Consider the following 23,498-nt stretch of genomic DNA (forward strand, 5'->3'; position numbering starts at 1 on the left):
GGCACCTTCACCTGGAACGTCAACGCGCTCGAGGTGCGCAGCGACGGGCTGCACGTCACGCCCGAGGGCGTCAAGCAGGTCATCGCGCCGTGGCTGCTGCCCCGCCTCAGGAACGTGGCGACGACAAGGTCCCCCGGGAAGCAACCTTTCGCGGCGGTACGGTGTCCATGGACCATGCCGAGCTGGGACGCCCCGCCCTCGTTCGAGGACTACGTGCGGGACCGACACCGTGAGCTGCTGCGATTCGCCTGCCTGCTGAGCGGCGACGCGCACCTCGCGGCCGACCTCGTGCAGGACGCGCTCGAGCGGACCGGCATGGCCTGGCGGCGCGTGCGCAGGCACGAGGACCCGGGCGGGTACGTGCGGCGGGTCATCGTCAACCGGTACCTCAACCGGGTGCGCGCCCTGCGGCGCGAACGGCTCACCGACACCGCCCCCGAGGTCGTGCACCTCGACGCCGAGCCGCCGGACGAGCAGCTGTGGCGGGCGATCGTGGCGCTGCCGAAACAGCAGCGGGCGGTCCTGGTGCTGCGGTACTACGACGACCTGTCCGAGCGGCAGATCGCGGCCGTCCTCGGCTGCTCGGTCGGCACGGTGAAGAGCAACGCCTCGCGCGCACTGGCCAAGCTCAGGACGGCCCTGGCCGCCCGTGACCTCGACGGGAGCGATCTGTGATGGACCTCGAGCAGCTGATCCGCCGGGAGCTCGCGGACGAGCGCCACGCGCCGCAGGGGTGGACCGAGCCGGTCCGGCGCATTCGCAGGGGCATCCGGCGCCGCCGCATCCGCCGGTACGGCACGATCGCCGCCGCCCTCACCGCGCTCACGTTCGCGGGCACCCTGCTCGGCCCGCCCGCGCCGGCGCCGGGTCCGGGTCCGGGCGGCATCGCCTGGACCGACACCCCGGCGACCCTGCCGAGCCTGGCCCGCACCGGCCCCCGCCCGGACGCGTCCCCCTGCGCCGGGTCCGGCTTCACCGCCCCGCCCTGGCTCGACGGCACGACGACGGGGGCGGACGGCACCAGGACGTACACGATGCTCGTCCCCAGCCGGCACTCCGGCCGGTGCACCCTGAGCGGCACCCCGCCCCTCACCGCCGGCGGCACCGCCGTGCCCGCCGGCGTGCTGGAGCCCCGCGCCGACGGCGTCCGGCAGCCGGCGACGGTCGACCCGGGTGAGGCGGTGCGCGTGGACATCGCGGTGATCCCGTGCCGCGCCGGGGAGCCGTCACCCGGCGGCGCGCTCGCCGTGTCCATCGGCACGGCCCGGATCGCGGTGCCGGGCATCACCGCCGAGCCGGGCTGCGGTTTCGCGGTGAGTCCGTGGTACTACCAGGCGCCCCTGCTCAACGCCCCGCTCACGGTGGCGGTGACCGCCCCGGCGACCGTCCGGCGCGGCACGACCCTCGTCTACCGGGTGACCGTCACGAACGCGTTCCCGCGCGCGTTCGGGCTCGACCCGTGCCCCGTCTACCGCCAGGCCCTCGGCGAGGCCCGCAGCACGTACCGCCTCAACTGCACCGCGAAGACCATTCCCCGGCACAGCAGCCAGACGTACGAGATGCGCCTCGACGTCCCCGCGAGCACACCCCCGGGGCCGGCGAAACTGTCGTGGATGGCCGCGATGCCGGACGGCACCGTGGCCATCGCGGACCACGCCACCGGCGTGACCGTCCAGGTCCAGCAGTGACAGGCGGATCGCCGGGCGTCTGCCGGGAGCCGCTGTCACCCGGCCGAGTGCCGTATCTCGCGGCGCTCGACTGCGCGGTGAACGACAGCGACGGCGAGTCGGTGGAAGTCATGCCGCCGAATGTCCGCCGCCCCGCGATCCCCCCGACCGGCGGCCTCGGGGGTGAACTCCTCGCGGCGGCTCAGTCCTCGTGCTCGCTCGGGGCGACCCGTCATGCGGCATCCGGATCGTCGTCCAGGTCCGGGATCACCTGGCAGGCCTGCGCGATGTTCCGGTCACGAATCAGCCCGTCGATCGCCTTGATCATGGCGGTGATGCCCGGTCGTGGAACGATGACCAGGTCCGTCTCCCAGTAATAGCTCCCGCCGGCGTGTTCGCCGGTGTGCGCCCAGCGGCGGAGCACCGTATCGATCGCGTCGAGGGTCATGAGGGTCACGTAGTAGGTCGGGCCCCCGGTGACGGTCACTCGGATGTCCAGGTCCTGCAATTGTTCGAGATCGCGGCTTCCCTGGTCGAGGAAGCGCGCGACGAACCCTTCCTGCTCGGCGATCAGCCAGTGTCGGACTTTCGTGATCTCCATCGCGGCAGGCTACTCGCGGTGCTGTGCACGCCCCCGGCTGGATGCCGCGCTGAAGATGTCGCCCGAGCGGGGTTGACCGGGGCCGTCGCCGGGGGCGGTGAACCACTCGCGGCCGCAGACCGCCCGGAACACAGGACCCGGCAACCGCGACAACAGCGCCAGCGTGCGAATGCCCGAGCCGCCCTCGGACTGTGACACGTGGGCCTTCATGGCCGCGCGCTTCGCGTGTTCGTAGCGCCGCACGTCCACCACGTGCGTGATGTCCTCGCGCGCGGTGAAGACCCGGGACGGGTCGCCGAAGGGCAGGGACGGCAGGAAGCGCCCGGCCACCCGCAGCACGGCCAGCAGCGCACGCAGCGACGAGCGGTCCACGGTCGCCTCGAGCAGCGGCGTGCCGGTCAACGCCGCCGCCGCCCGGGCCACCCGATGGACCTGCACGTGGTCCGGGTGCCCGTAGCCGCCGTTCGCGTCGTAGCCCGTCAGGAGGTCCGCCCGCTCCGAGGTCAGGATCGCCGCCAGCCGGGCGGCCGCCTCGTCCACGGGCACGGACGCGAAGCCGGCGCCGCCGGCCAGGCCCGAATCCGCATACCCCAGCGTCTCGACCCGCGCGCAGCCGAGCGCCGTGGCGGCCACCATCAGCTCCGCGTGGCGGCGGGAGCCCAGATCCGCACTCGAAGCAGCCAGGCCCGCCTCGCCCAGGGTGGCCGTCACGAGGACGACGCGGTGGCCCTCCGCGGCCGCCCGGGCCAGGGTGCCGCCGGTGAGCAGGGCCTCGTCGTCGGGGTGGGCGTGGAACGAGACGATGGTGTACCTACGCATGCGCCCGTCGGCCCAGGAACGCCGCGGCGCGCGCGTACAGTTCGTCGGCCGCGTCCAGCACGGTGTCCCATCGTACGCACGGGGCCACCGCCCGGTTGTGGGCCGAGACCGCGGCGACCCGGGACGGGTCGTCCAGCAGGGACGACAGCGTGTTCTGCAGCTCGACGTCCGAGTGCACGAGCCAGCCCTCGACGCCGTGCTGGATGAAGTCGGCCACGCCGCTGCCGGCCCGCGCCACCACCGGCAGGCCCGCGCTGCGCGCCTCCAGGGCCGCGATGCCGAAGGACTCGCGGGGGGCCGGGGCGATGTACACGTCCGCCGAGGCGAGCAGCGAGCGGATCGAGGTGCGGTTGAGTGCCCCGGTGAAGGTGATCTCGGGGCAGACGGGTGTGGCGCGGCGCAGGCGGGGCAGGAGCGGGCCGTCGCCGACGAGGATCGCGCGGAAGTTCGGGTTCGTCTCGCGCAGGGCGAGCAGGGTGCGCAGCAGGGCGCGGGGGCGCTTGCGGCGCACCATGCGCATCACCGAGATGAACGTCGGGATCGCCGACGCGGGGGGAGTGGGCGGCAGCAGCCAGGCGGCCGGGTCGATGCCGTTGGGCAGCACGGCGACCGGGGTGCCGTCCAGGGCCTCGCGCACGGCCCCGGCGGCGGCGCTGGAGACCGCGGCCCACTGCACCGGCCACGAGGCGGCGTCGAGCGTGCGGGCGAAGCGCCGTACCAATGGAAGGATGTCGTGCCACATCGAGTGCACCGACACGACCGTCGGCAGGCCCGTCGTCGCCGCCGACCGGGCCGCCGTCCAGGCCAGCGGGGAGAAGGCGGAGACGTGGGCGTGGACCGCCTCGATGCCGTGCGCCCGCAGCGTGGAGCCGAGCGCCTCCCCACCGAAGCGGCGGTAGGGGCCGGCGCCGACGCCGGTGATGCGCAGGGTCGGCACGTCGTCCTGGAACATGGCGGGGGCCGTCGTCGTCAGGACCATCGTCGAGTGGCCGAGGTGCGACTGGCGTAAGGCCAGGTCGTGCACCTGCAGCTCGACGCCGCCCAGGCGGGGGAGGTAGACGTCGGTCACGTGGGCTATGCGCATCTACGGCAAGTCTTTCGTCAAAAGGGGGGCTACGCGGTGCGCCGGCCGAGCAGCCACAGTGCGGTGGCGATGCCGCCGACGGGGATCTCGGCCACGAAGACGAACGCGCGGTAGAGCAGCACCCCGGCCAGGGCCCCGGTGGGGTCGGCGCCCAGGGCGATGATGACCGCGATGGTGCCCGCCTCGACCAGTCCCGCGCCGCCGGGGGTGATGGCGGCGAGGGTCAGGAGGCGCTCCGCGACGAGCCCGGCGAGGATGACGGGCCACGGGAGGTACACGTGAATGGCGACGAAACTGAGCCACAGCAGCGCGCCCTGCAGCGCCCAGTAGCCGGCCATGCCCCAGCTCAGCTCCGCCCAGCGGCGCCGGACGAGGCTGTCGGTGCCGTCGAGCAGCTCGGTGGCGGCCTTCGTCCAGCCCAGGGGGTCTTTTGATCGCCGGACCCGGCTCCACACGCGCTCGGACCAGGCGACCAGGCGCAGCAGGGGACCGGCCCGGCCCAGCAGGGCGGCGGTGACCAGCACGCCGGCGAGTGCGCAGGTCAGCGCGCACAGCACCCAGAGCGCGCCGTGGCCGACGGGGGTCGTGTCGGCGGCGAGGAGTACCCCCACGGCCACCAGCGGCATGAACAGCTTGGCGATGAGGTCCCACGCCTTGGAGACCACGACGAACCGGGCGAACTCGAGGCCGGTGTGCCCCCAGCCACGGACCATCCCGAGGTTGAGCACGGTGCCGGCCACCCCGCCCAGCGGCAGCACGTTGGACACGGCGCTGCCGGACAGGTTCAGCGTCAGCGCGCGGCGGTGCGACAGGCCGGGCAGCGACGCGGTGAGCACCGACGTGTGCACCACCAGGCCCAGCAGCCATACCACGCCCAGGAAGACCGGCCAGCGCCAGCCGAGGTGGGCGATCATCCGCCACGCCTGCGACCACGAGGCACCGAGCTCGCCCAGGTGCACGGCCGACCACGCCACGAACCCGACCGCGCCGGCCAGTAGTAGCGACCGGCGCGCTTTCACCGCCATGCGGTCCCTCCCCCGTGCGGCCCAATCCAAGTCGCTCAAGGTCGCAGACGGAACCTGAAGAAATGCTGAACGGAAGGCTACGTCTCGATTGTGACAGCCGGTGCGGTACTTTCGCGCACAATCAGCTCCGTGGCGAGCTCAATGCGTGGCGATTCGATCCGCTCGCCGTTCACGATGCGTAGCAGTGTGCGTGCGGCGGCCACGCCCATCTCGTGCAGCGGCTGGCGCACGGTGGTCAGCGGCGGCGCGGTCCACTGGGCGAAGTTCAGGTCGTCGAACCCGACCACGCTGACGTCGCCGGGGATGGTCAGCCCGGCCCGGCGGACCGCCTCGTAGACCCCGGTCGCCTGCTGGTCCGAGCCGGCGAACACGGCGGTCGGCGGGTCGGGGAGGGCGAGCAGGGACTCGGCCGCGCGCAGCCCGCCGTCGTGGTGGAAGTTGCCGTACCGCACCAGCTGCCGATCCACCGGCAACCCGGCGGACTCCAGCGCCGCGCGGTACCCGGCGATGCGCGCCCGGGTGCACTGGAACTGCTCGTGCCCGCCGATCGCGGCGATGCGCCGGTGCCCGAGCGACGCCAGGTGCTCGGCCGCCGCGTAACCGCCCGCGAAGTTCGTCGCGCCGATCGACGGCGTGCCCGGCGGCGGCTGGTTGACGGCATCGATGATGACGAACGGCAGGTTGCGCCGGCGCAGGTCCTCGTGCTGGCGTTCGGCCAGCTCGGACAGGACGAGGATGGCGCCCTCGGAGCCGCGCGCGAGCAGCGACTCGACCCAGCGGCGGGTCAGCGACTGCCGGTTGTGCACGGCCGAGACGACCAGGCCCAGCCCGGCCTCCTCGACGACCTCCTCGACGCCGGTGAGGATCGACAGCCCCCACACGCTGTCGAGCTCGTTGATGACGAGGTCGACGAGTTCGGTGCGGCGCCGCCGCCCGTTCCTGGCCGCGCGGGGCCGCTGGTAGCCGCGCTCGGCCAGCAGCCGCTCGACGGTCTGGCGGGTCTTCGCCGAAACATCCGTGTGCCCGTTGAGCACCTTCGAAACCGTCGAGACGGCGACCCGCGCCTCCCGCGCGATCTCCGCCATCGTGGGCCTGCCGTTCAGCGCCATGACCTCACCTGAGTTTCGAAACCGGTGCCGCCGCGCGGGGGTGGTTGGTGACCGGCACCGTACACCCCGCACCCGCTTTTCGAAATGTTTCCCGAAAGGCGAGCCGGCGCACCTCGACCCGGCATCCCACGACCTAGTTTCCTAGGACGCGAGACGCGTCGTGACCGCCCCCGTGGGGGCGGCCGCGGCTACCGGGAGTGCCCGACGAGCTCGATGCGGGGGACGGTGTCATGCGGCAGGCTCGCGTAGTCCCAGCTGACGATGACGTCGAGCTCGCCGCCGAGGGCCCGGTTGAGCAGCTCCTGCAGCAGCACGCCGTCGGGGTCGTGCACGGTGTCGACGGTGTCGTAGCCGCTGCGGTCGGCGTGGTCGTTGCACGCGTCGACGTACCGCATCTCGCGCAGATAGATCACGGCCCGCAGGGGTGGCAGGTTGGTGTCCATGTACTGTGCATCGCGGCCCGGCGCCGGTTCGCAACAATTCGGGTCAGGGCAGGATCGCATCGACATATCCGCCGTCGACGCGCACCGCGCCGCCGGTGGTCGCCGAGGCGAGGGGTGAGCTGAGGTACACCACCAGGTTCGCGATCTCCTCGGGCTCGATGAGCCGTTGCAGCAGCGACTGCGGCCGGTGCCGGCGCATGAACTCCCGCTGGGCCTCCTCCCAGGGCAGATCGCGGTCGACGAGCTCGTAGACGAAGTCCTCCACGCCGCCCGTGTGGGTGGGCCCGGCGATCACCGAGTTGACGGTCACCCCGCTGCCGGCGGCCGCCTTGGCGAACCCGCGGGCGACGCCGAGCAGCGCCGTCTTCGACACCCCGTAGTGGATCATCTCGGCCGGGATCGCGACGGCGGAGTCGCTGGCGATGTACTGCACCCGCCCCCACCCGGCCGCGATCATCCCGGGGAGGTAGGCGCGGGTGAGGCGTACGGCGCTGAGCACGTTGGTCTCGAAGTAGCGCCGCCACTCGTCGTCGGTGATCTCCAGCGGCTCCCGGGCCCCGAAGATCCCCAGGTTGTTGACGAGGATGTCGACGGCGGGGAGCGTGTCCAGCACCCGCTGGGTGCCCTCGCCGGTGGCGACGTCACCCGGCACGGCGACGAAGTCCCCGTCGCCGAGGCGGTCGAGCGCCGCGGCGACCGAGTCGTCGCCGCGGCCGTTGACGCCGACGCGGGCGCCGGCCCGCGCGAGCCCGGCGGCGATGGCGGCGCCGATGCCGCGGGTGGATCCGGTGACGAGCGCGGTGCGCCCGGTCAGGTCGATCTGCATTCGACCAATCGTGCCACCGGTGCCGCCGGGAGCCGGGCTAGTGGAAGACCTTGAGGCCGATGACGCCGGCGACGACCAGGAGCAGGCACAGCACGCGCAGCACGCCGGCCGGCTCGCCGAGGAAGATCATGCCGGACAGGGCGGTGCAGGCCGCGCCGATGCCGACCCACACGGCGTAGCCCGTGCCGACCGGGATGGTGCGCAGGGCGTAGCCGAGGCCGCCCATGCTCAGCGCGAGGGCGACGGCGAAGACGACGCTGGGGACGAGCCGGGAGAAGCCCGCCGAGCGGCTCAGGGCGATCGCCCACACGGACTCGAACAGGCCGGAGACGACGAGAACCAGCCAGGCCATGACCACCACACCATGCTTTCGGGCGGTCGTCTTTGCAGGCCGGGTACGACTCCACTCGTCCGGGAGCGCCGCGACTGCGGCGTCACCGTCAGTGTAGCGGCTGGCGCCGTGCGGTGGCGATCCATTACCTTCCATGGTGATGGACAGCACCCGGATCGACACGTCGGTGCCGCACCCCGCGCGCCGGTACAGCTACTGGCTCGGCGGCAAGGACCACTTCGCCGCCGATCGGGCGTCGGGGGACGCGATCGCCGCGGCCTTCCCCGCGGTGGTCGAGCTGGCGCGGGCGAACCGGGCGTTCCTGCGCCGGGCGGTGCGGGCCGTGGCCGAGGCCGGGGTGCGGCAGTTCCTCGACATCGGCACCGGGCTGCCGGCCCCGGACAACACGCACGAGGTCGCGCAGGCGGTGGCGCCCGAGTCGCGGGTCGTCTACGTCGACAACGACCCGATCGTCATGATGCACGCCCAGGCGCTGCTCGTCGGCGACCCCCGCGGGCACACGGCCTACCTCGAGGCCGACGTGCGCGACCCGGCGGCGATCCTGCGGCGCAGCGGGCTCGACCTGACCCGGCCGACCGGGCTGCTGCTCGTCGCGGTGCTGCACTTCCTGCACGACGACGAGCAGGTGGAGGGCATCGTCCGCACGCTCGTGGACGCGCTCGCGCCCGGCAGCCAGGTGGTGCTCAGCCACGGCACGATGGACTTCTCCGACGCGGAGGGCATCGCGGCGTACGAGAAGATGTTCGCCGCCGGCGGGACGGACGTGCGCGCCCGGAGCCGGGCGACGCTGGAGGGGTACCTGCGGGGTCTGGACATCCTCGAGCCCGGGGTCGTGCCCGTGGCCGACTGGCGGCCCGACGACCCGGCGGCCGCCCGGCCCGTCAGTCGTGACCTGGGCATCTACGGCGTGGTGGCCCGCAAGCCGGTGTGAACCGTCCCGCGACGGCGCGGATGGCTAGGCTGGACGGCGTGCAGGTGCGCATCGCCCGGCAGACGCCGCAGCTTCAGACCGTGGTGGCCTTCTACCGCGACGGTCTCGGCCTGCCGGAGGTCGGCCGCTTCGAGGACCACGAGGGCTACGACGGCGTGATGCTGGATCTGCCCGGCACCGGCGCGCATCTGGAGTTCACCGCGACCGCGCACGTTGCGCCGCCGAGCCCGCACGTGGAGGACCTGCTGGTGCTGTACCTGGGCTCCCGCGAGGCGGTCGACGCCCTCGTCGCGCGCTCGGGCGCGCCGGTGGTGCCCAGCGCCAACCCGTTCTGGGACCGTGCCGGCGTGACGGTCGCCGACCCGGACGGCTTCCGCGTGGTGCTCGTCGCGGGCCACTGGTCCCCCCGCTGATAGCGTGCTGGCGTGCAGATCCGATTCGACGTGCCGGCCGATCCCGGCTACCCGGGGCGTGTCGCCGCGGTGCTCAGCGCGGCCCGGCTGCGCCGGTTCACCGTGATCGGCGCGTGGCTGCTCGGGCTGGGCGTCGTCGGGGTCGCGCTGGAGCGGGCGGCGGACTGGGGCCGGTCGCTGCACTCGCTCTATCTGGCCCTGATCATCGGCGGGATCCTGTCGATGCTGTATGCGCCGTGGGTCCGCTTCCAGGCCAAGCGCCGTTCGGGGCAGTACGCGGTCGAGGGCGGTTACGACATCACCGACGACAACATCATGATGCGCAGCGGCTCCGAGGAGGGCGGCATCGCGTGGGACGGCGTCTCGCGGGTGACCGAGACGCCGGAGTTCTGGATCGTGTACGTCGGGCGCATCCCCGCCACGGTGATCCCGAAGGCGTTCATGAGCGCGGAGGACGCCGAGACCCTCCGCGCGTTCATGGACCGCAACAACCTGCTCGCGGGCTAGGCCCGGCGCGCCCGGTGCTCGGCGCGGGCGGGAGCGCCGACCTCGTGCAGGAAGGCGAGGGCCTGCCGGTAGGACGCGACGAGCCCGGTCTTGGCGTAGGGCAGCCCGATCTGCGCGCAGTAGGCCTCGACGATCGGCTGGGCCTTGCGCAGGTTGACCGACGGCATGCCGGGGAACAGGTGGTGCTCGATCTGGTAGTTCAGGCCGCCCATCGCGTGGTCGGCGATCCAGCCCCCGCGCACGTTGCGTGAGGTGAGCACCTGCTTGCGCAGGAAGTCCTCGTCGCCGGTCGGGTGCGGCATCCCCTTGTGGTTGGGGGCGAAGGTCATGCCGAGGTACACGCCGAAGATCGCCTGGTGCACGAGCAGGAACGCGAGCGCCTGCAGCGGGGAGAGCACGAGCAGCAGCGCGCCGACGAACGCGACGGCGTGCACGATCAGCAGCGCGGTCTCCAGGCCGCGGCGCTTGACGGTGCCGTTGCGCAGGGCCTTGACGCTGGACACCTTCAGGTCGATCGCGAGCAGGGTGAGCAGCGGGAAGAACAGGCCCGCCTGGTGGCGGGTGATGAAGCCCTTCAGCCCGCGCCGCCCGATCGCCGACTCCGTCGCCCAGATGAGCACCTCGGGGGTGACGTCCGGGTCGAGGTCGTCGTGGTTGGGGTTGTTGTGGTGGCGGGTGTGCTTGTCCATCCACCAGCCGTAGCTCATCCCGATGCCGAGGTTGCCGGCGACGAGCCCGGCCATCTCGCTGGGGCGCTTGGTGCGGAACACCTGCCGGTGGGCGAGGTCGTGGGCGACGAGGGCCAGCTGGGTGAACGCCACCGCGAGGACCGCCGCGGTGGCCAGCTGCCACCAGGACGCGCCGATGAGGGCGAACGCGGCCCAGCCGCCGGCGTACAGGAGTGCGACCACACCGATGCGCAGCGCGTAGTAGGCGGGCCGGCGCTGCATCAGCCCCTCGGCGTTGATCCGGCGGGCCAGAGCGGCGAAGTCGCTGCCGGTCGTCGGCCGCGAGATGGTGGCAGTCATGGCTCCATCACAGCGGCGCCGGGGCGTCCCGTCAGGAGCGCTATGTCGTGCGCGGTGGTGGTGCTAGCACCACTCTCAGGTTCGCCGGGCACTATATGACGTGTGCATGTGGCGGCGACCGGTGTGTGGATGGGGCGGCTGGCCCGGCGTGGCGTGGGCGCCGTGCTGGCCGGTCTGGCCTCGGTCGGTCTGGCCTTGACCAATCTGCTGCTGCTGGTGATGGCGCTCGTGGCGCTGGTGCTGGCGCCGGTGCCGTTCCTCGGCCTGGCGCTCGTGCCGTGGGCGATGGCTCTCGTTCGGGTGCGAACGGACCTGGAGCGGCGGCGGGCCTGCCGGGCGCGGGTGGTCGTGGCCCGCCCGTATCATCCGGCGCCGCCGGGGGCCGTCGCCGGCAGCTGGCCGTATTTCCGGTGGACCGTGACCGACCCGGCCACGTGGCGGGATCTCGCGTGGCTCGTCCCCGGGGCGATCGTCGGCGCCGGGCTGGGGTGCGTCGCGGTGCTCGTCCCGCTGTACGGGCTGGCCGGCCTGACGCTGACGCCGGTGTGGATCTGGCTCGGCACCGGCTGGTACGGCTACGGCGCCGTGTGGCACCTGCGGGCCCCGGCCGAGGTGCTGATCTGCCTGCCGCAGGGTGCGCTCATCCTGGTGGCCGGACTCGGCGTGGCGCCGTGGCTGCGCCGGGTCGACGCGCTGTTCGCCCGGCTGTTCCTGGCCCCGACGAAGGCCGCCGAGCTGCGGCTGCGGGTCGCCCAGCTGACGGTCACCCGGGCCGACACGGTCGACGCCCAGGCCGCCGAGCTGCGGCGTATCGAACGCGACCTGCACGACGGGGTCCAGGCCCGGCTCGTCTCGCTCAGCATGATCATCGGCCTGGCCGACACGCTGCTGGACCGCGACCCGGCCCAGGCGCACAAGCTGCTCGCCGAGGCCCGGGAGGCCAGCGGCACGGCCCTGGACGAGCTGCGGCATCTGGTGCGTGGCATCCATCCGCCGGTGCTCGCCGAGCGTGGTCTCGCCGGCGCGATCCGGGCCCTGGCGATCAGCCTGCCGCTGCCGGTCGCGGTCGTCATCGACCTGCCGGGCCGGCCGGACACGCCGGTGGAGTCCGCGGCGTACTTCGCCGTCGCCGAGGCGCTGACCAACATGATCCGGCACAGCCGTGCCCGCAGCGGATCGGTGTCGATCCGGCACGTCGGCGGCGACCTGACGATGGTCGTCACCGACGACGGCAAGGGCGGCGCGGATCCGGCCTGCGGCACCGGTCTGCGGGGGATCGAACGCCGCCTTGCCGCCTTCGACGGCACCATCGCGCTGTCGAGTCCGTCCGGGGGACCCACCGTCATCACCATGGAGCTGCCGTGCGCGTTGTCATCGCCGAGGACCATGCCCTCCTCCGGGACGGGCTGACCCGGCTCCTGCAGGCCTTCGACTTCGAGGTCGTCGCCGCGGTCGACAACGGCCCGGCGCTGCTGCCCGCGCTCGCCGAGCACCGTCCGGACGTCGCCGTGATCGACGTGCGCCTGCCGCCGACGTTCACCGACGAGGGCCTGCAGGCCGCCATCGCCGCCCGCGCGGCGCGGCCGGGCCTGCCCGTGCTCGTGCTGTCCCAGCACGTGGAGCCGCTCTACGCCCGTGAGCTGCTGAGCACCCCCGACGGCGGGGTGGGCTATCTGCTCAAGGACCGGGTCTCCAACGTCGACGAGTTCGTCGGCGCCGTGCGCCGCGTGGCCGGCGGGGGCACCGCCATGGACCACGAGGTGATCACGCAGATGCTGGCCCGCCGGGAGCCCCTGGCCGTGCTCACGGCCCGTGAGCGGGAGGTGCTGGGGGAGATGGCCGAGGGCCGTTCCAACGCCGCGATCGCCGCCAAGCTGCGCATCACGGAGAAGGCGGTCAGCAAGCACATCAACAACATCCTCACCAAGCTCGACCTGCCGCCGTCCGACGACGACAACCGGCGCGTCCTGGCGGTGCTGGCCTACCTGAACGCGTGAGGCGCCGGCGTCGCGTCTGCTGCGTCACACCGGAAATGTGCGGTCGGGCCGATGAGTTGCGGCGAATATGACAACGATCGGACTCATCGGCAGCGGCAACATCGGCGGCACCGTGGCGCGGCTCGCGATCGCCGCCGGCTACGACGTCGTGCTCAGCAACTCGCGCGGGCCCGAGACCCTCGCGGACCTCGTCGCCGAGCTCGGGCCGAAGGCTCGGGCGGCCCGCGCGGCCGACGCCGCGGCCGCCGGTGACATCGTCGTGGTGACGGTGCCGCTGAAGGCCTACCGCGCCGTGCCCGCCGAGCCCCTGGCCGGCAAGGTCGTCATCGACACGAACAACTACTACCCGGCCCGCGACGGCCAGATCGCCGAGCTCGACAACGGCACCGCCACCTCGAGCGGCCTGCTGCAGGAGCACCTGGGCACCGCGAAGGTCGTGAAGGGCTTCAACAACATCTGGTCGCAGCACCTCGGCGAGCAGGGCCGCCCGGCGGGCGCCGCGGACCGTCCCGCGCTGCCGATCTTCGGCGACGACGCCGCCGCGAAGCGGACCGTGACGCAGTTCCTCGACGCGATCGGCTGGGACGCCGTCGACGGCGGGGACCTGGCCGAGAGCTGGCGTTCCCAGCCGGACACGCCGGTCTACGGCACGCCGTACCGGGAGGGCCCCGCCGACGCCGCCGCGATCCGCGCGCTGCTGGACAAGGCCGAGCGCTAGCGCGTCTGGCGCACCGACCCGTCGGCGGAGATGTGGATCTCCGCCTGCGGGGTCGGGTCCGCGCACGACGGCCCCGCGTCCGCGCAGGCGCCCCGCGGCCGCACGGTGACGGACGCGGCGACGGCCATCGGCGCGCCCGGCGGCGTCGACACGTCCACGGTGACCGGCTCCAGCGTCAGCTCGGGGATCGGCGCGTAGCCGTAGCCGGGCGCCGGCCCCGGCTGCCGCACCGCCCCGCACACGGCCGCGGGGTCGCCGGTCGACGGGCACGGCAGCGCGCTCATCGTCCCCGACGCCGGCAGCGGCACGTCCAGCTCGCGGCAGCCCCACGGCCCGCACACCCGCAGGTGCACCTGCGGCACCCGCGGCGCCACGGCCTCGTCGACCGAGACCCCGAAGCCGCGCATCAGGGCCGCCGAGCCGGCCTGGGACTGGACCGGGCCGGCGGGCGCGCACCCGCTCAGCAACACCGCGGCCACGGCCGCGAGCAGCAGTCGTCTCACACGGACACAGACGCCGCCGGCGGCTCGGCGGTTCCCGCCCCGGCGCGCAGCAGCGGCAGCAGCCCGCGGCCCTGACGCTCGACCTCGGTCAGGTACGGCGTGTCGGAGAGCACGAAGTGGGTGATGCCGAGCTCGCCGTAGCGGCGCAGCGCGCGGGCGACGTCCGCCGCGGAGCCGACCAGCCACGTGGTGGCGGCGCCGGCGCCGCCGACCCGGCCGGGCGCCGTGTACAGGCACTCGTCGAGCACGTCGCCGCGCGCCGCGAGGGCCCGCAGGCGCTGCTGGCCGGTGGCGGCGTCCCAGTTCGCGTCCCGGGCGTCGCCGGCCGCGCCCATCCGGGCCACCCGCGCCTCGGCCTCGGCCCAGGCCTCCTCGGTGGTGTCGCGGACCAGGGTGGTGATCCGCAGGCCAAACTCCAGCGGCGGCAGGTCGCGCCCGTGCCGCGTGCCGAGTGCGCGCAGCCGCTCGATCCGCTCGCGGACCCCGTCGAGGGGCTCGCCCCAGAACAGCTGCACGTCCGCCTCGGCCGCCGCGACCCGCTCGGCGGCCTCGGAGGCGCCGCCGAAGTACAGGCGCGGGTGCCGTCCCCGCACCGCGAGGGTGGACTGCTCGACGCTGAAGAACTCGCCGCGGTACGTGACCCGCTCCTGCGTCCACAGCCGCCGTACGACCTGCAGGAACTCGCGGGTGCGGTCGTAGCGGCGGGCCGGGTCGGCCTCGGCGTCGCCGTATTCGGCGAGGGAGTCGCGGCCGGAGACGACGTTGACGAGCACCCGGCCGCCGCTGAGGTGGTCGAGCGTGGCGGCCGCGGCGGCGAAGCGGGCCGGGTGCCAGTAGCCGGGCCGGATCGCGATGAGCGGCCGGAACGTGGTCGTGCGCGCCGCGAGTGCCGTGGCGACGGTGAACGTGTCGGGCCTTGCCCATCCGGCGCCGATGAGGGCCCCGCCCCAGCCGTGCGCCTCGATCGCGAGGGCCTGGCCGGTGAGCGTGTCGAGGCTGTTGTGCCCCTCGACCACGTCGTCGCCGCGGTGGCCCGGCCGCGCCTCGTTCGGGATGTACCACAGATATTCGCTCGCCACGTGTTCGCCCGCCATGCCCAAATCATATTAAGCAGATCGGAAAATCCGCTAGGCGTCGGGGTCGGCCAGGCCGGTGCGGTACGCGTACACGACCGCCTGCACCCGGTCGCGCAGGTCCAGCTTCGTCAGGATCCGCGACACGTACGTCTTCACCGTCTCCGCGCTGATCACCAGCGTCGCGGCGATCTCGGCGTTCGACAGGCCGGTCGCGATCAGCCGCAGCACCTCCAGCTCCCGCGGCGCGAGCACGCTGTGCGCGTTGGCCAGCGGCTCGGCCGGGCGCACCCGCGCGCCGAAGCGGCCGATCAGCTGCCGCGTCACCGCCGGGGCCAGCAGGGAGTCGCCCGCGGCCACGGTGCGCACGCCCGCGACGAGCTGCTGCGGGGTGGCGTCCTTGAGCAGGAAGCCGCTCGCCCCCGCGCGCAGGGCCTGGAACACGTACTCGTCGAGGTTGAACGTCGTCACCACGAGCGTCCTGACCGGCTCGGCGACGCCCGGCCCGGCCAGCTGCCGGGTGGCCTCGATCCCGTCCAGCACCGGCATCCGGATGTCCATCACCACGACGTCGGGGCGCAGCCGCCGGGCGAGGCCGACGGCGGCGCGGCCGTCGCTCGCCTCGCCGACGACCTCCAGGTCGTCCTGCGCGTCGAGGATGGTGACGAACCCGGTGCGCACCAGCGCCTGGTCGTCGGCGACGAGCACGCGGATCATGCGATCTCTCCAGCGGGGATGCGGGCGGTCACGGTGAAGCCGCCGTCGGGGCCGGGTCCGGCGTCGAGGGAGCCGCCGAAGACCTCGACGCGGTCGCGCAGCCCGTCCAGCCCGCGGCCGGAGCCGCCGACCGGGCGCGCGGGCGCGTCGCCGGGCGCGCTGGTGACCGTGATGCGCACGCCGTCCTCGCGGTGCACGACCCGCACGACGGTCGGCCGCCCGGGCGCGTACTTCAGCGCGTTCGTCAGCGCCTCCTGCACCACCCGGTAGCCGGCCAGCTCGCGGCCCGAGCCGAGCCCGCCCGGCCGGCCCTGCTCGAGCAGCTCCACCGGCTGCCCCGCGGCCCGGGACCGCGCCACGAGCTCACCGATGCCGGCCAGGGCCGGCAGGTCCCCGCGCGGCGCGACCCGGTCCGGGTCCAGCACGCCGAGCAGGTCCCGCAGCTCGCCGAGCGCCCGCCGGCCGGTCCCGCTGATCGCCGTCAGGTTCTGCGTGAGCCGCTCCGGGCGGGCCGCGAGGAACTGTGCGGCGTCGGCCTGCACCACCATCGCGGTCACGTGGTGAGTGATCACGTCGTGCAGCTCGCGCGCGATCCGGGCCCGTTCCGCGGTGCGGGCGGCCGCCGCCGTGGCCCGCCGCCGCTCGGCCTCGGCGATCCGTCCCCGCCGCACCCACGCCCCCATCGCCGCGCCGCCCGCCAGGAGCAGGAAGAAGATCGTGTAGTCCGGCGGCCGCGCGGCCGAGCCGGCGGCGTGCAGGGCCGCGACCAGCCCGGCGTACGCGGCCACCGCGCCCGCGGCGACCCACGCCCGGAACCGCCGCTGGTGCGCGGCCACGCTGTAGAGCGCGACGAGCAGGCCCGCGCCCGCGAACGTGACGTACCCGCGCAGCTCCTGCACCGCGAACCCGGCCGCCACCACCGCGAAGCACACCGCGGGCAGGCGCCGCCGCCCGGCCAGCGGGAGCGTCTGCGCGAGCCCGGCCAGCACGGCGAGCGCGTCGAGCGGGCGGCGCGGCAGCTCGCCGAGGCGCGTCCCGGCCCCGGCCAGCTGCGGCACGAAGGCCAGCAGCGCCAGCAGCACCCCGGACGCGCCGTCGCGCAGCACCACGCTGCGCGCACGCCACCAGGCCAGGGCCGCGGCGCCCCGGCGTCCGAGCGGCAGACGCGACACGACCGCAGCGTAGCCGCCGCGGTCGTGGGCGATGTCCCCGGTCATGGCCGCGGGCACAGCCCTCACCCGGCACCGCCGCGGCGCACGATCAGGCCCCGGCGGTACGCGCGCCGCAGCAGCACCGCCGCGACCGCCCCGCCCGCGACGATCGCGAACACACTGCCCTCCGGGCCGAAGCCGCCGCCGCTGACGACGTCCGAGCCGCTCGCCGCCCCGCGCAGCAGGCCGTGCGTGCCGGTGGTCCCCGACACGACCGTGCCGAACAGGCCCGACTCGGCGAAGTTCCAGCCCAGGTGCAGCCCGATCGGCACCCACAGGGAGCGGGTGGCCGTGTACGCGGCGCCGAGCATCAGGCCGGCCTCGGCCGCGATCGCGATCGCGCCCCACACCGTCGCGCCCGGGTTGAGCAGGTGCAGCGCGCCGAACAGCACACCGGAGACGGCGAGCGCGACCCACGTGCCCAGCCACTGCTCGACGAGCCGGAACAGGGCCCCGCGAAAGAGCAGCTCCTCGGCGACGGCCGCGCCGATCATGGTGCCGAGGGTGGCGACCGCCGCGCTCACCGAGCCCCATCCGGCGACACGGTAGCCGCCGAAGAGCGCGATGACGCCGATCGTCACCGTGAAGAGCGCGACGCCGGCGCCCGCCCACCGCGCGAGCTGCGGCACCATCCGGTCCGCGGCGATCTCGTCCACCGGGCGCCGCTCGATACGCCCGACGATCCATCGGTACAGCAGCAGCCCGCCCGCCGCCGTGAGCGCCCCGGCCCCGAGGGCCGTGACGGCGTTGCCGGCCGCGGCCGAGCCGAGCGCCGCCGACACCACGAGCACGATCGCGAACACCACGAGCATGACGAGCAGACGCGGCCCGATCCGCCGCGCCGGCACGGTTGTCGCCTCGCCCATCACAACCCCCTCGACCGGTGCGCGGCCCGGTGCCGCGCCCACGCCGACGACGCTATGGCGTCCCCGGGGCCGCGGACGTCACCGCGAGGTGGGCACCGCCGTGTAGCTCGCGCGGGGGACAGGGCCGCCGCCGCCCCGTGGTTGGTACCGTTCGTGCCGCAGATGCTCGACTTCGCCCGCGCGCTGGACGAGCGCGGGTACACCTACCGCATCGACAGCGGCCTGTACTTCGACACCGCCCGCTCGCCCGGATACGGCACCCCCGCCCAGATTTGCTGGAGGGCCGGCGCGAGGGCGCCCGGCTGGAGACCGTGCCCGGCAAGCGCAACAAGGCCGACTTCGCCGTGTGGCGCACCGAGGCGCCCGGCCAGCGGCGCGTCATGCGCTGGGACTCCCCGTGGGGCCCGGGCGTGCCCGGCTGGCACCTCGAGTGCTCCGTCATGAGCATCGACCTGCTGGGCCGGCACTTCGACATCCACACCGGCGGCGTCGACCACCGCGAGATCCACCACGTCAACGAGATCGCGCAGTCCGAGGCGTACCTCGGCGAGGACCGCCCCTGGGTGCCGCTGTGGCTGCACAACGAGTTCGTGCTGCTGCGCAACCGCAAGGTCGCCAAGTCCGAGGGCGGCGCCCCGATGCTGCAGGACCTCGTCGACGACGGCCTGCATCCGCTGGCCTACCGCTACTTCCTGCTCACCGCCACCTACCGCAGCCAGCTGGAGCTGACGGACGCGGCCGTGCGCGCCGCCTCCAGCACCCTGCGCCGCCTCGCCGGCCGCGCCCAGGCCCTGCGCCCGCTGCCGGATCTGCCGACACTGGCGGCGGCCCGGGCCGCGATGACCACGGACGCCGGGCGGGCGGCCCTGGACCGGCTCGACGACGCCGTCTGCGACGACCTCAACACCCCGCGGGCGCTGGCCGACCTGAACACCGTCGTGCGCGGCGACGACCGGTGCGCGACCTCGAACCGGTTCGCGAGCCCGGAGCGGCCCGGGCGCAGGAACGTGGCGTGCAGCGACTGCGGCACCAGCGGCGGCGCGACGGTCCGCGCGGCGGCGACCAGGGCCTGCGCGACGAGCTGGCCGCCGAAGACACGGGGCAGGTCGAGCGCGCCGTTGCGCCCCTCGAACACGGACGCGCCGATCTGCCGCAGGTCGAGCACGTCCAGCAGATCGCCGACGTCATGCACGGCGGGGCGGGCGCGGGAAGAAGCCGGAGGTGCGGGCCGCGTACTCGGCGAACTGCGGCCCCCGCGACCGGCTCATCCGCCGCTCCAGCAGCGCCTTGCCGCTCTTGTTCACGAGCATGTGCGTCATCAGCGCCGGGCCGATCACCGTCGGCAGCCCGGCCCAGTGCGAGCACGCGAGCAGGAACAGGCCCGCCCACACCACGGAGTCGCCGAAGTAGTTCGGGTGCCGCGTCCACGCCCACAGGCCCCGGTCCATCAACCGGCCGGCGTTGGCGGGGTCGCGCTTGAACCGGGCCAGCTGCGCGTCGCCGACCGCCTCGAACGCGAAGCCGATCGCCCACACCACCACCCCGGCCCACAGCAGCGCCGGGACCGGCTCGGCGACGTACATGGCCGCCTGGACCGGCAGGGAGACGACCCACATGATGGCGCCCTGCGGCCAGTAGATGGTCCGGATGACGTACGGCACCAGCCCGCCCTGGTTGCGCCGCAGCAGGGCCGCGTACCGCGGATCCTCGCCCTTGCCCCGGTTGCGCGCGAAGATGTAGACGCCGAGCCGCACGCCCCAGACCGCCGTGAGCGCGAGGGTCACCCAGCGCTGCACCGGGTCGCCGTGCCCGGCGGAGAGCGCGAAGGAGACCACGGCCACCACGACGAAGCCGAGCCCCCACACCGTGTCCACGATGCTCTGCTCCCGGCGCCGCAGCGCGTACGCCATCGTCACGGCCATCACGAGCGCCACGGCGACGACGGTCGCGCCGAGGTTGATCAGCAACGCGCTGAAGGTCACGGCAGCGTCTCCTCGGCGAAGTCGGCGAAGGCGTCCTGGGCGGTGCGGTACTCGTGCGGCTCGCCGGCCCGGCTGGAGTCCAGCAGCCCGGCCAGCCCCGCGGCGTCCAGGGCGGCCGGCACGCGCACGGTGCCCCACTCCACGGCGCTCGTCGCGCGCAGCGAGCCGTTCGCGGCCACGATCACCTCGCCGTTGAGGGTCCCCGCCGGGTCGACGAGCGCGGCGACCACCGGCGCGACCGAGGCCGCCGTCATCGCGTCGCGGAACCGCCCGGCCATCCCGGCGTCGGTCATCTGGGTCGTCGCGTAGGGCAGCAGCACGTTGGTGAACACCCCGCGCGACGCCCCCTCGGCGGCGATGGTCCGCCCGAGCGCGATGACCGCGCCCTTGCTGGCCGCGTACGCCGAGACGGTCGGCTCCCCGTGCAGCCCCGCGGTGCTGGCCACGAGCACGATCCGCCCGCCGCCCGCGCCGCGCAGGTGCCGGGCGGCCGCGGCGGCCACGCCCGCGGTGCCGAGCACGTTGACGGTCTGCACGGCGGCGAAGGCCTCGACCGACGTCTTGTGGAACATCGCCGGCGCGCTCACCGCGGCGCTCGTGACGCAGAAGTCGAGCCGGCCGAAGGCGGACAGGGCCCGCGCGACGAGGTCCTCCCCGGCGTGCGGGTCGGCGACGTCGCTGTAGTCGGCGACGGCGCGCCCGCCGGCCGCGGTGATCTCGGCGACGACCGAGCCGGCCGAGTCGACCTGGCGGTTGCGGTTGTTGACCACGACCGCGGCCCCGAGGGAGGCCAGGTGCAGGGCGAAGGCGCGGCCGAGGCCCTTGCCGCCGCCGGTCACGATGCCGGCCCGGCCCTGCAGAAGGCTCATGCCGTCACCGCCGCTTCGCTGCGGACCGCTCATGCCGTCACCTCCGCTTCGCTGCGGACCGCTCATGCCGTCACCTCCGCTTCGCTGCGGATCGCTCATGCCGTCACCTCCGCAAGCTCCGGTGCCGGCACGAGGACACTGTGTGCATGATGAGCGGCCCCTCCGCTGCGCTGCGGACCGCTCATGCCGCCACCCGCTCGACGAGCACGGCGACCCCGAGGCCCGCGGCCCCGGAGACCGCGGCGACGCCGTAGCGTCCGCCCCGGGCGTGCAGCTCCTCGACGCACTGGCCGAGCAGGATCGCGCCGGTCGCGCCGAACGCGTGCCCCATCGCGATCGTGCCGCCGTTGGGGTTCATGCGCTCGGGCCCGGCGCCGAGGTCCCGGCGGAACCGCAGGCACAGCGCCGAGAACGCCTCCGCGAACTCGAACACGTCGATGGCGTCCGGCGTGAGCCCGGCCCGGGCGATGACCTTCTCGACGGCCTGCTGCCCGGCGGTGAGCATGATGACGGGATCGGTGCCGCACGTCGCCGCCGCGATTACTCGCGCCCGCGGCCGCAGGCCGTTGGCGGCCGCGGCCGCTTCGGTGCCGAGCAGCACCAGGGCGGCGGCGTCGGCGATGGCGGGGGAGGTGCCGACGGTGTGCCGGTGCTCGATCGCCCCGGCCTCGGGGTGCGCGGCGAGCGCGATGGCGTCCTGGCCGGACGCGCCCAGCTCGGCGAAGGCGGGCGGCAGGGCGGCCAGGCCCTCGAGCGTGGTGGCGGGCCGGACGAGCTCGTCGCGGGCGAAGCCGTCGACCGGGACGACGGCCCGCTCGTAGAACCCGGCGTCCCAGGCGGCCGCGGCCTTCGTCTGGGTCTCCAGGCCGTAGGCGTCGAGCTCCTCGCGCTGCCATCCGTCCAGCGTCGCGTTGAGGTCGGCGGCGATGCCCATGTGCACCGACCCGACCCGGCGGATGGTGTCGGGATCGCTCCACAGCGGGCCCTCGTCGGAGAACATCGACACCCGCGAGACGCTCTCCACCCCGCCGGCCACGGCGAGGTCGAGGTCGTCGGCGCGGACCCGGGCGGCGGTCTGCGCGACGGCGTCGATGCCGGAGGCGCAGAACCGGTTCAGGCTGACCCCGGGCACGTGGTCGCCCCAGCCGGCCAGCAGCGCCGCGGTGCGGGGAAGGTTCGCGCCCTGCTCGCCGTTCTGGCTCGCGAGGCCGAGGGTCACGTCGTCGATGCGGGCCGGGTCGAGCCCGGTGCGCTCGACGAGCGCGTGCTGGAGGCGCACGACGAGCTCGGTCGGGCTCAGGTGGTGCAGGGAGCCCTTGGCCGAGCCCTTGCCGCGCGCCGTGCGCAGGTACTCCAAGACGTACACGTCGCGTGAGGTCACTCTGTTAGGTGTAGTCTCAAAGCGGTCCCTTGGCAATAGATCACTCAGGTCAGGGCGGCTGGACGTTGACGAGCGACTCTGCTTGTTATAGTAAGGAAGCTCGAATGGGAGGTGTCTCATGGCCTTGACGGCACGGCCGGACACGTGGGTCGCAGGTGGCTTCCAGACCGACTTCGCCCGCAACTGGGCCCGGGCCGGGCACGGCTTCGCGGAGCTCTTCGCGGAGGTGACGACCGGGACGATCGAGGCCTCCGGCATCGACCCGGCCGACATCGGGGTGATCCACGTCGGCAACGCCTTCGGCCAGCTCTTCACCGGCCAGGGGCAGCTCGGCGGCATGCCGGCCACCGTCGACGAGCGGCTCTGGGGCATCCCCGCCGCCCGGCACGAGGCCGCGTGCGCCTCCGGCGGCGTCGCGGTGCTCGCCGCGATGGCCGATCTCGAGTCCGGCCGCTACGACGTCGCCCTGGTGCTCGGCGCCGAGCTCGAGCGCACCGTCCCCGGCGACCAGGCCGCCCGCAACCTCGGCGCCGCCGCCTGGGTCGGCCACGAGGGGCAGCAGGCCACGTTCATGTGGCCGTACATGTTCAGCGCCCTCGCCGACGAGTACGACAAGCGCTACGGCCTCGACGACGCCCACCTGCGCGCGATCGGCCGGCTCGCCTTCGACAACGCCCGGGCCAACCCCAACGCGCAGACCCGCGGCTGGACCTTCACCGACGCGAGCTTCACCGACGACGACACGGCCAACCCGCCGGTCGAGGGGCGGCTGCGGCGCATCGACTGCAGCCAGGTCACCGACGGGGCCGCGGGCGTGGTGCTCGTCTCCGACCGCTACCTCGCGGCCCACCCGGACCTCGCCCGGCGCCCGCTCGCCCGGATCCTCGGCTGGGGGCACGCGACCGTCGGGCTGGCGCTGGAGCAGAAGCTGCGGCACAGCGCCGACCAGCCGTACGTGCTGCCCCACGTGCGCCGCGCGGTGCTCGACGCGTTCGGGCGGGCCGGCATCGGCGGCGTCGAGGACCTCGACGGGATCGAAACGCACGACTGCTTCACGATGTCGCAGTACGCGGCGATCGACCACTTCGGCATCACCGCGCCCGGCGAGAGCTGGAAGGCGGTCGAGTCCGGCGACCTCGCCATCGGCGGCCGGATCCCGATGAACCCCGGCGGCGGCCTCATCGGCGGCGGCCACCCGGTCGGGGCCACCGGCGTGCGCATGCTCGCCGACGCCTACCGGCAGGTGACCGGCCAGGCCGGCGCCTACCAGGTGCCCGGCGCGCGCACCTTCGCCACCCTCAACATCGGCGGCAGCACCACCACGACGGTCAGCCTCGTGGTCGGCGCGGCCGGCACCGCCGAATAGCCTCCGGAGG

27 protein-coding genes, 1 pseudogene and 1 riboswitch are annotated in these 23,498 nt (G+C 74.1%); of the genes and pseudogenes, 10 read left to right on the forward strand and 18 right to left on the reverse strand.

Annotation, left to right across the window (positions count from 1 at the left end):
- The first annotated feature begins 174 nt into the window (after window positions 1–174).
- Window positions 175–675: a SigE family RNA polymerase sigma factor gene (locus ACQP1P_RS13220; protein ID WP_433086433.1), complete on the forward strand. Its 501-nt coding sequence runs from the start codon at window positions 175–177 to the stop codon at window positions 673–675.
- Window positions 675–1,688, forward strand: a complete 1,014-nt coding sequence (locus ACQP1P_RS13225) for a hypothetical protein (protein WP_433086435.1) — start codon at window positions 675–677, stop codon at window positions 1,686–1,688. Before ACQP1P_RS13220 ends, ACQP1P_RS13225 begins: the two co-directional genes overlap by 1 nt.
- Window positions 1,689–1,899: 211 nt before the next feature.
- Here ACQP1P_RS13225 and ACQP1P_RS13230 read toward each other — a convergent pair whose 3' ends face one another.
- The 8 genes from ACQP1P_RS13230 to ACQP1P_RS13265 form a co-directional block, all read right to left on the reverse strand.
- Window positions 1,900–2,268 carry a hypothetical protein gene (locus ACQP1P_RS13230; RefSeq protein ID WP_433086437.1) on the reverse strand — a complete coding sequence of 123 codons (369 nt, stop codon included), beginning with the start codon at window positions 2,266–2,268 and terminating at the stop codon, window positions 1,900–1,902.
- Window positions 2,269–2,277: 9 nt separating this feature from the next.
- On the reverse strand, window positions 2,278–3,087 hold the full coding sequence (locus tag ACQP1P_RS13235; RefSeq protein ID WP_433086439.1) for a PIG-L family deacetylase: 810 nt from the start codon (window positions 3,085–3,087) through the stop codon (window positions 2,278–2,280).
- Window positions 3,080–4,171 (reverse strand): glycosyltransferase family 4 protein, encoded by a 1,092-nt coding sequence (locus tag ACQP1P_RS13240; protein WP_433086442.1) that lies wholly within the window; start codon window positions 4,169–4,171, stop codon window positions 3,080–3,082. The genes ACQP1P_RS13235 and ACQP1P_RS13240 overlap by 8 nt, the downstream gene beginning before the upstream one ends.
- Window positions 4,172–4,200: 29 nt before the next feature.
- Window positions 4,201–5,196, reverse strand: a complete 996-nt coding sequence (locus ACQP1P_RS13245; RefSeq protein ID WP_433086444.1) for a lysylphosphatidylglycerol synthase transmembrane domain-containing protein — start codon at window positions 5,194–5,196, stop codon at window positions 4,201–4,203.
- Between the two features lie 77 nt (window positions 5,197–5,273).
- Window positions 5,274–6,305, reverse strand: coding sequence for a LacI family DNA-binding transcriptional regulator (locus tag ACQP1P_RS13250; RefSeq protein ID WP_433086446.1), 1,032 nt, complete (start codon window positions 6,303–6,305; stop codon window positions 5,274–5,276).
- A gap of 188 nt (window positions 6,306–6,493) precedes the next feature.
- On the reverse strand, window positions 6,494–6,748 hold the full coding sequence (locus ACQP1P_RS13255) for a hypothetical protein (protein ID WP_433086448.1): 255 nt from the start codon (window positions 6,746–6,748) through the stop codon (window positions 6,494–6,496).
- Between the two features lie 43 nt (window positions 6,749–6,791).
- Entirely contained in the window at window positions 6,792–7,574 is a 783-nt protein-coding gene (locus tag ACQP1P_RS13260) for an SDR family NAD(P)-dependent oxidoreductase (RefSeq protein WP_433086450.1), read from the reverse strand.
- A gap of 37 nt (window positions 7,575–7,611) precedes the next feature.
- Window positions 7,612–7,926 carry a DMT family transporter gene (locus ACQP1P_RS13265; RefSeq protein ID WP_433086452.1) on the reverse strand — a complete coding sequence of 105 codons (315 nt, stop codon included), beginning with the start codon at window positions 7,924–7,926 and terminating at the stop codon, window positions 7,612–7,614.
- 21 nt (window positions 7,927–7,947) lie between these two features.
- Window positions 7,948–8,013, reverse strand: a riboswitch (guanidine-III (ykkC-III) riboswitch).
- A 52-nt stretch (window positions 8,014–8,065) separates the two neighbouring features.
- Between ACQP1P_RS13265 and ACQP1P_RS13270 the strand changes: the two genes are divergently transcribed.
- The 3 genes from ACQP1P_RS13270 to ACQP1P_RS13280 are packed head-to-tail and all read left to right on the forward strand — an operon-like array spanning window position 8,066 to window position 9,777.
- Entirely contained in the window at window positions 8,066–8,857 is a 792-nt protein-coding gene (locus ACQP1P_RS13270; RefSeq protein WP_433086454.1) for an SAM-dependent methyltransferase, read from the forward strand.
- A 38-nt stretch (window positions 8,858–8,895) separates the two neighbouring features.
- Window positions 8,896–9,270, forward strand: coding sequence for a VOC family protein (locus ACQP1P_RS13275; RefSeq protein WP_433086456.1), 375 nt, complete (start codon window positions 8,896–8,898; stop codon window positions 9,268–9,270).
- A gap of 12 nt (window positions 9,271–9,282) precedes the next feature.
- Window positions 9,283–9,777, forward strand: coding sequence for a YcxB family protein (locus tag ACQP1P_RS13280; protein WP_433086458.1), 495 nt, complete (start codon window positions 9,283–9,285; stop codon window positions 9,775–9,777).
- On the opposite strand, the gene ACQP1P_RS13285 is transcribed toward ACQP1P_RS13280, so the two are convergent.
- A complete protein-coding gene (locus tag ACQP1P_RS13285) occupies window positions 9,774–10,805 on the reverse strand; it encodes a fatty acid desaturase family protein (protein WP_433086460.1) in 1,032 nt (343 codons plus the stop codon). The two genes, ACQP1P_RS13280 and ACQP1P_RS13285, sit on opposite strands and share 4 nt — an antisense overlap.
- Window positions 10,806–10,907: 102 nt before the next feature.
- On the opposite strand from ACQP1P_RS13285, the gene ACQP1P_RS13290 reads away from it, so the two are divergent.
- The 3 genes from ACQP1P_RS13290 to ACQP1P_RS13300 all read left to right on the forward strand — a co-directional run bounded on the left by ACQP1P_RS13290 (window position 10,908) and on the right by ACQP1P_RS13300 (window position 13,520).
- Complete coding sequence (locus ACQP1P_RS13290; protein ID WP_433086462.1) at window positions 10,908–12,215, forward strand: sensor histidine kinase; 1,308 nt, start codon at window positions 10,908–10,910, stop codon at window positions 12,213–12,215.
- Window positions 12,167–12,802: a response regulator transcription factor gene (locus ACQP1P_RS13295; RefSeq protein WP_433086464.1), complete on the forward strand. Its 636-nt coding sequence runs from the start codon at window positions 12,167–12,169 to the stop codon at window positions 12,800–12,802. The genes ACQP1P_RS13290 and ACQP1P_RS13295 overlap by 49 nt, the downstream gene beginning before the upstream one ends.
- Before the next feature lie 67 nt (window positions 12,803–12,869).
- Window positions 12,870–13,520 carry an NADPH-dependent F420 reductase gene (locus ACQP1P_RS13300; RefSeq protein ID WP_433086466.1) on the forward strand — a complete coding sequence of 217 codons (651 nt, stop codon included), beginning with the start codon at window positions 12,870–12,872 and terminating at the stop codon, window positions 13,518–13,520.
- Here the strand turns inward: ACQP1P_RS13300 and ACQP1P_RS13305 are convergent.
- The 5 genes from ACQP1P_RS13305 to ACQP1P_RS13325 form a co-directional block, all read right to left on the reverse strand.
- On the reverse strand, window positions 13,517–14,023 hold the full coding sequence (locus tag ACQP1P_RS13305) for a lipoprotein (protein ID WP_433086468.1): 507 nt from the start codon (window positions 14,021–14,023) through the stop codon (window positions 13,517–13,519). The genes ACQP1P_RS13300 and ACQP1P_RS13305 overlap by 4 nt on opposite strands.
- Window positions 14,020–15,117: an LLM class flavin-dependent oxidoreductase gene (locus ACQP1P_RS13310; protein ID WP_433086470.1), complete on the reverse strand. Its 1,098-nt coding sequence runs from the start codon at window positions 15,115–15,117 to the stop codon at window positions 14,020–14,022. The genes ACQP1P_RS13305 and ACQP1P_RS13310 overlap by 4 nt, the downstream gene beginning before the upstream one ends.
- 33 nt (window positions 15,118–15,150) lie before the next feature.
- The gene (locus tag ACQP1P_RS13315; protein WP_433086472.1) at window positions 15,151–15,813 is read right to left on the reverse strand and encodes a response regulator; all 663 of its coding nucleotides are present in this window, start codon (window positions 15,811–15,813) and stop codon (window positions 15,151–15,153) included.
- The gene (locus ACQP1P_RS13320) at window positions 15,810–16,976 is read right to left on the reverse strand and encodes a sensor histidine kinase (RefSeq protein ID WP_433089990.1); all 1,167 of its coding nucleotides are present in this window, start codon (window positions 16,974–16,976) and stop codon (window positions 15,810–15,812) included. Before ACQP1P_RS13320 ends, ACQP1P_RS13315 begins: the two co-directional genes overlap by 4 nt.
- A 71-nt stretch (window positions 16,977–17,047) precedes the next feature.
- Window positions 17,048–17,890 (reverse strand): lysostaphin resistance A-like protein, encoded by an 843-nt coding sequence (locus ACQP1P_RS13325; RefSeq protein WP_433086474.1) that lies wholly within the window; start codon window positions 17,888–17,890, stop codon window positions 17,048–17,050.
- A 344-nt stretch (window positions 17,891–18,234) separates the two neighbouring features.
- On the opposite strand from ACQP1P_RS13325, the pseudogene ACQP1P_RS13330 reads away from it, so the two are divergent.
- Window positions 18,235–18,582 (forward strand): annotated as a pseudogene (locus tag ACQP1P_RS13330) (cysteine--tRNA ligase); the annotation flags it as partial.
- A 14-nt stretch (window positions 18,583–18,596) separates the two neighbouring features.
- On the opposite strand, the gene ACQP1P_RS13335 reads toward ACQP1P_RS13330, so the two are convergent.
- The 4 genes from ACQP1P_RS13335 to ACQP1P_RS13350 form a co-directional block, all read right to left on the reverse strand.
- Complete coding sequence (locus ACQP1P_RS13335; protein ID WP_433086476.1) at window positions 18,597–19,082, reverse strand: acyl-CoA thioesterase domain-containing protein; 486 nt, start codon at window positions 19,080–19,082, stop codon at window positions 18,597–18,599.
- Window positions 19,075–19,872, reverse strand: coding sequence for a DUF1295 domain-containing protein (locus ACQP1P_RS13340; RefSeq protein ID WP_433086478.1), 798 nt, complete (start codon window positions 19,870–19,872; stop codon window positions 19,075–19,077). The genes ACQP1P_RS13335 and ACQP1P_RS13340 overlap by 8 nt, the downstream gene beginning before the upstream one ends.
- Window positions 19,869–20,741 carry an SDR family NAD(P)-dependent oxidoreductase gene (locus tag ACQP1P_RS13345; protein ID WP_433086480.1) on the reverse strand — a complete coding sequence of 291 codons (873 nt, stop codon included), beginning with the start codon at window positions 20,739–20,741 and terminating at the stop codon, window positions 19,869–19,871. Before ACQP1P_RS13345 ends, ACQP1P_RS13340 begins: the two co-directional genes overlap by 4 nt.
- Window positions 20,742–20,922: 181 nt before the next feature.
- Window positions 20,923–22,122, reverse strand: a complete 1,200-nt coding sequence (locus ACQP1P_RS13350; RefSeq protein WP_433086482.1) for an acetyl-CoA C-acyltransferase — start codon at window positions 22,120–22,122, stop codon at window positions 20,923–20,925.
- A gap of 118 nt (window positions 22,123–22,240) precedes the next feature.
- Between ACQP1P_RS13350 and ACQP1P_RS13355 the strand changes: the two genes are divergently transcribed.
- Window positions 22,241–23,488: an acetyl-CoA acetyltransferase gene (locus tag ACQP1P_RS13355; protein ID WP_433086484.1), complete on the forward strand. Its 1,248-nt coding sequence runs from the start codon at window positions 22,241–22,243 to the stop codon at window positions 23,486–23,488.
- Window positions 23,489–23,498 lie beyond the last annotated feature (10 nt).

Source organism: Dactylosporangium sp. CA-052675 (assembly GCF_050947935.1).
Classification (GTDB): domain Bacteria; phylum Actinomycetota; class Actinomycetes; order Mycobacteriales; family Micromonosporaceae; genus Dactylosporangium.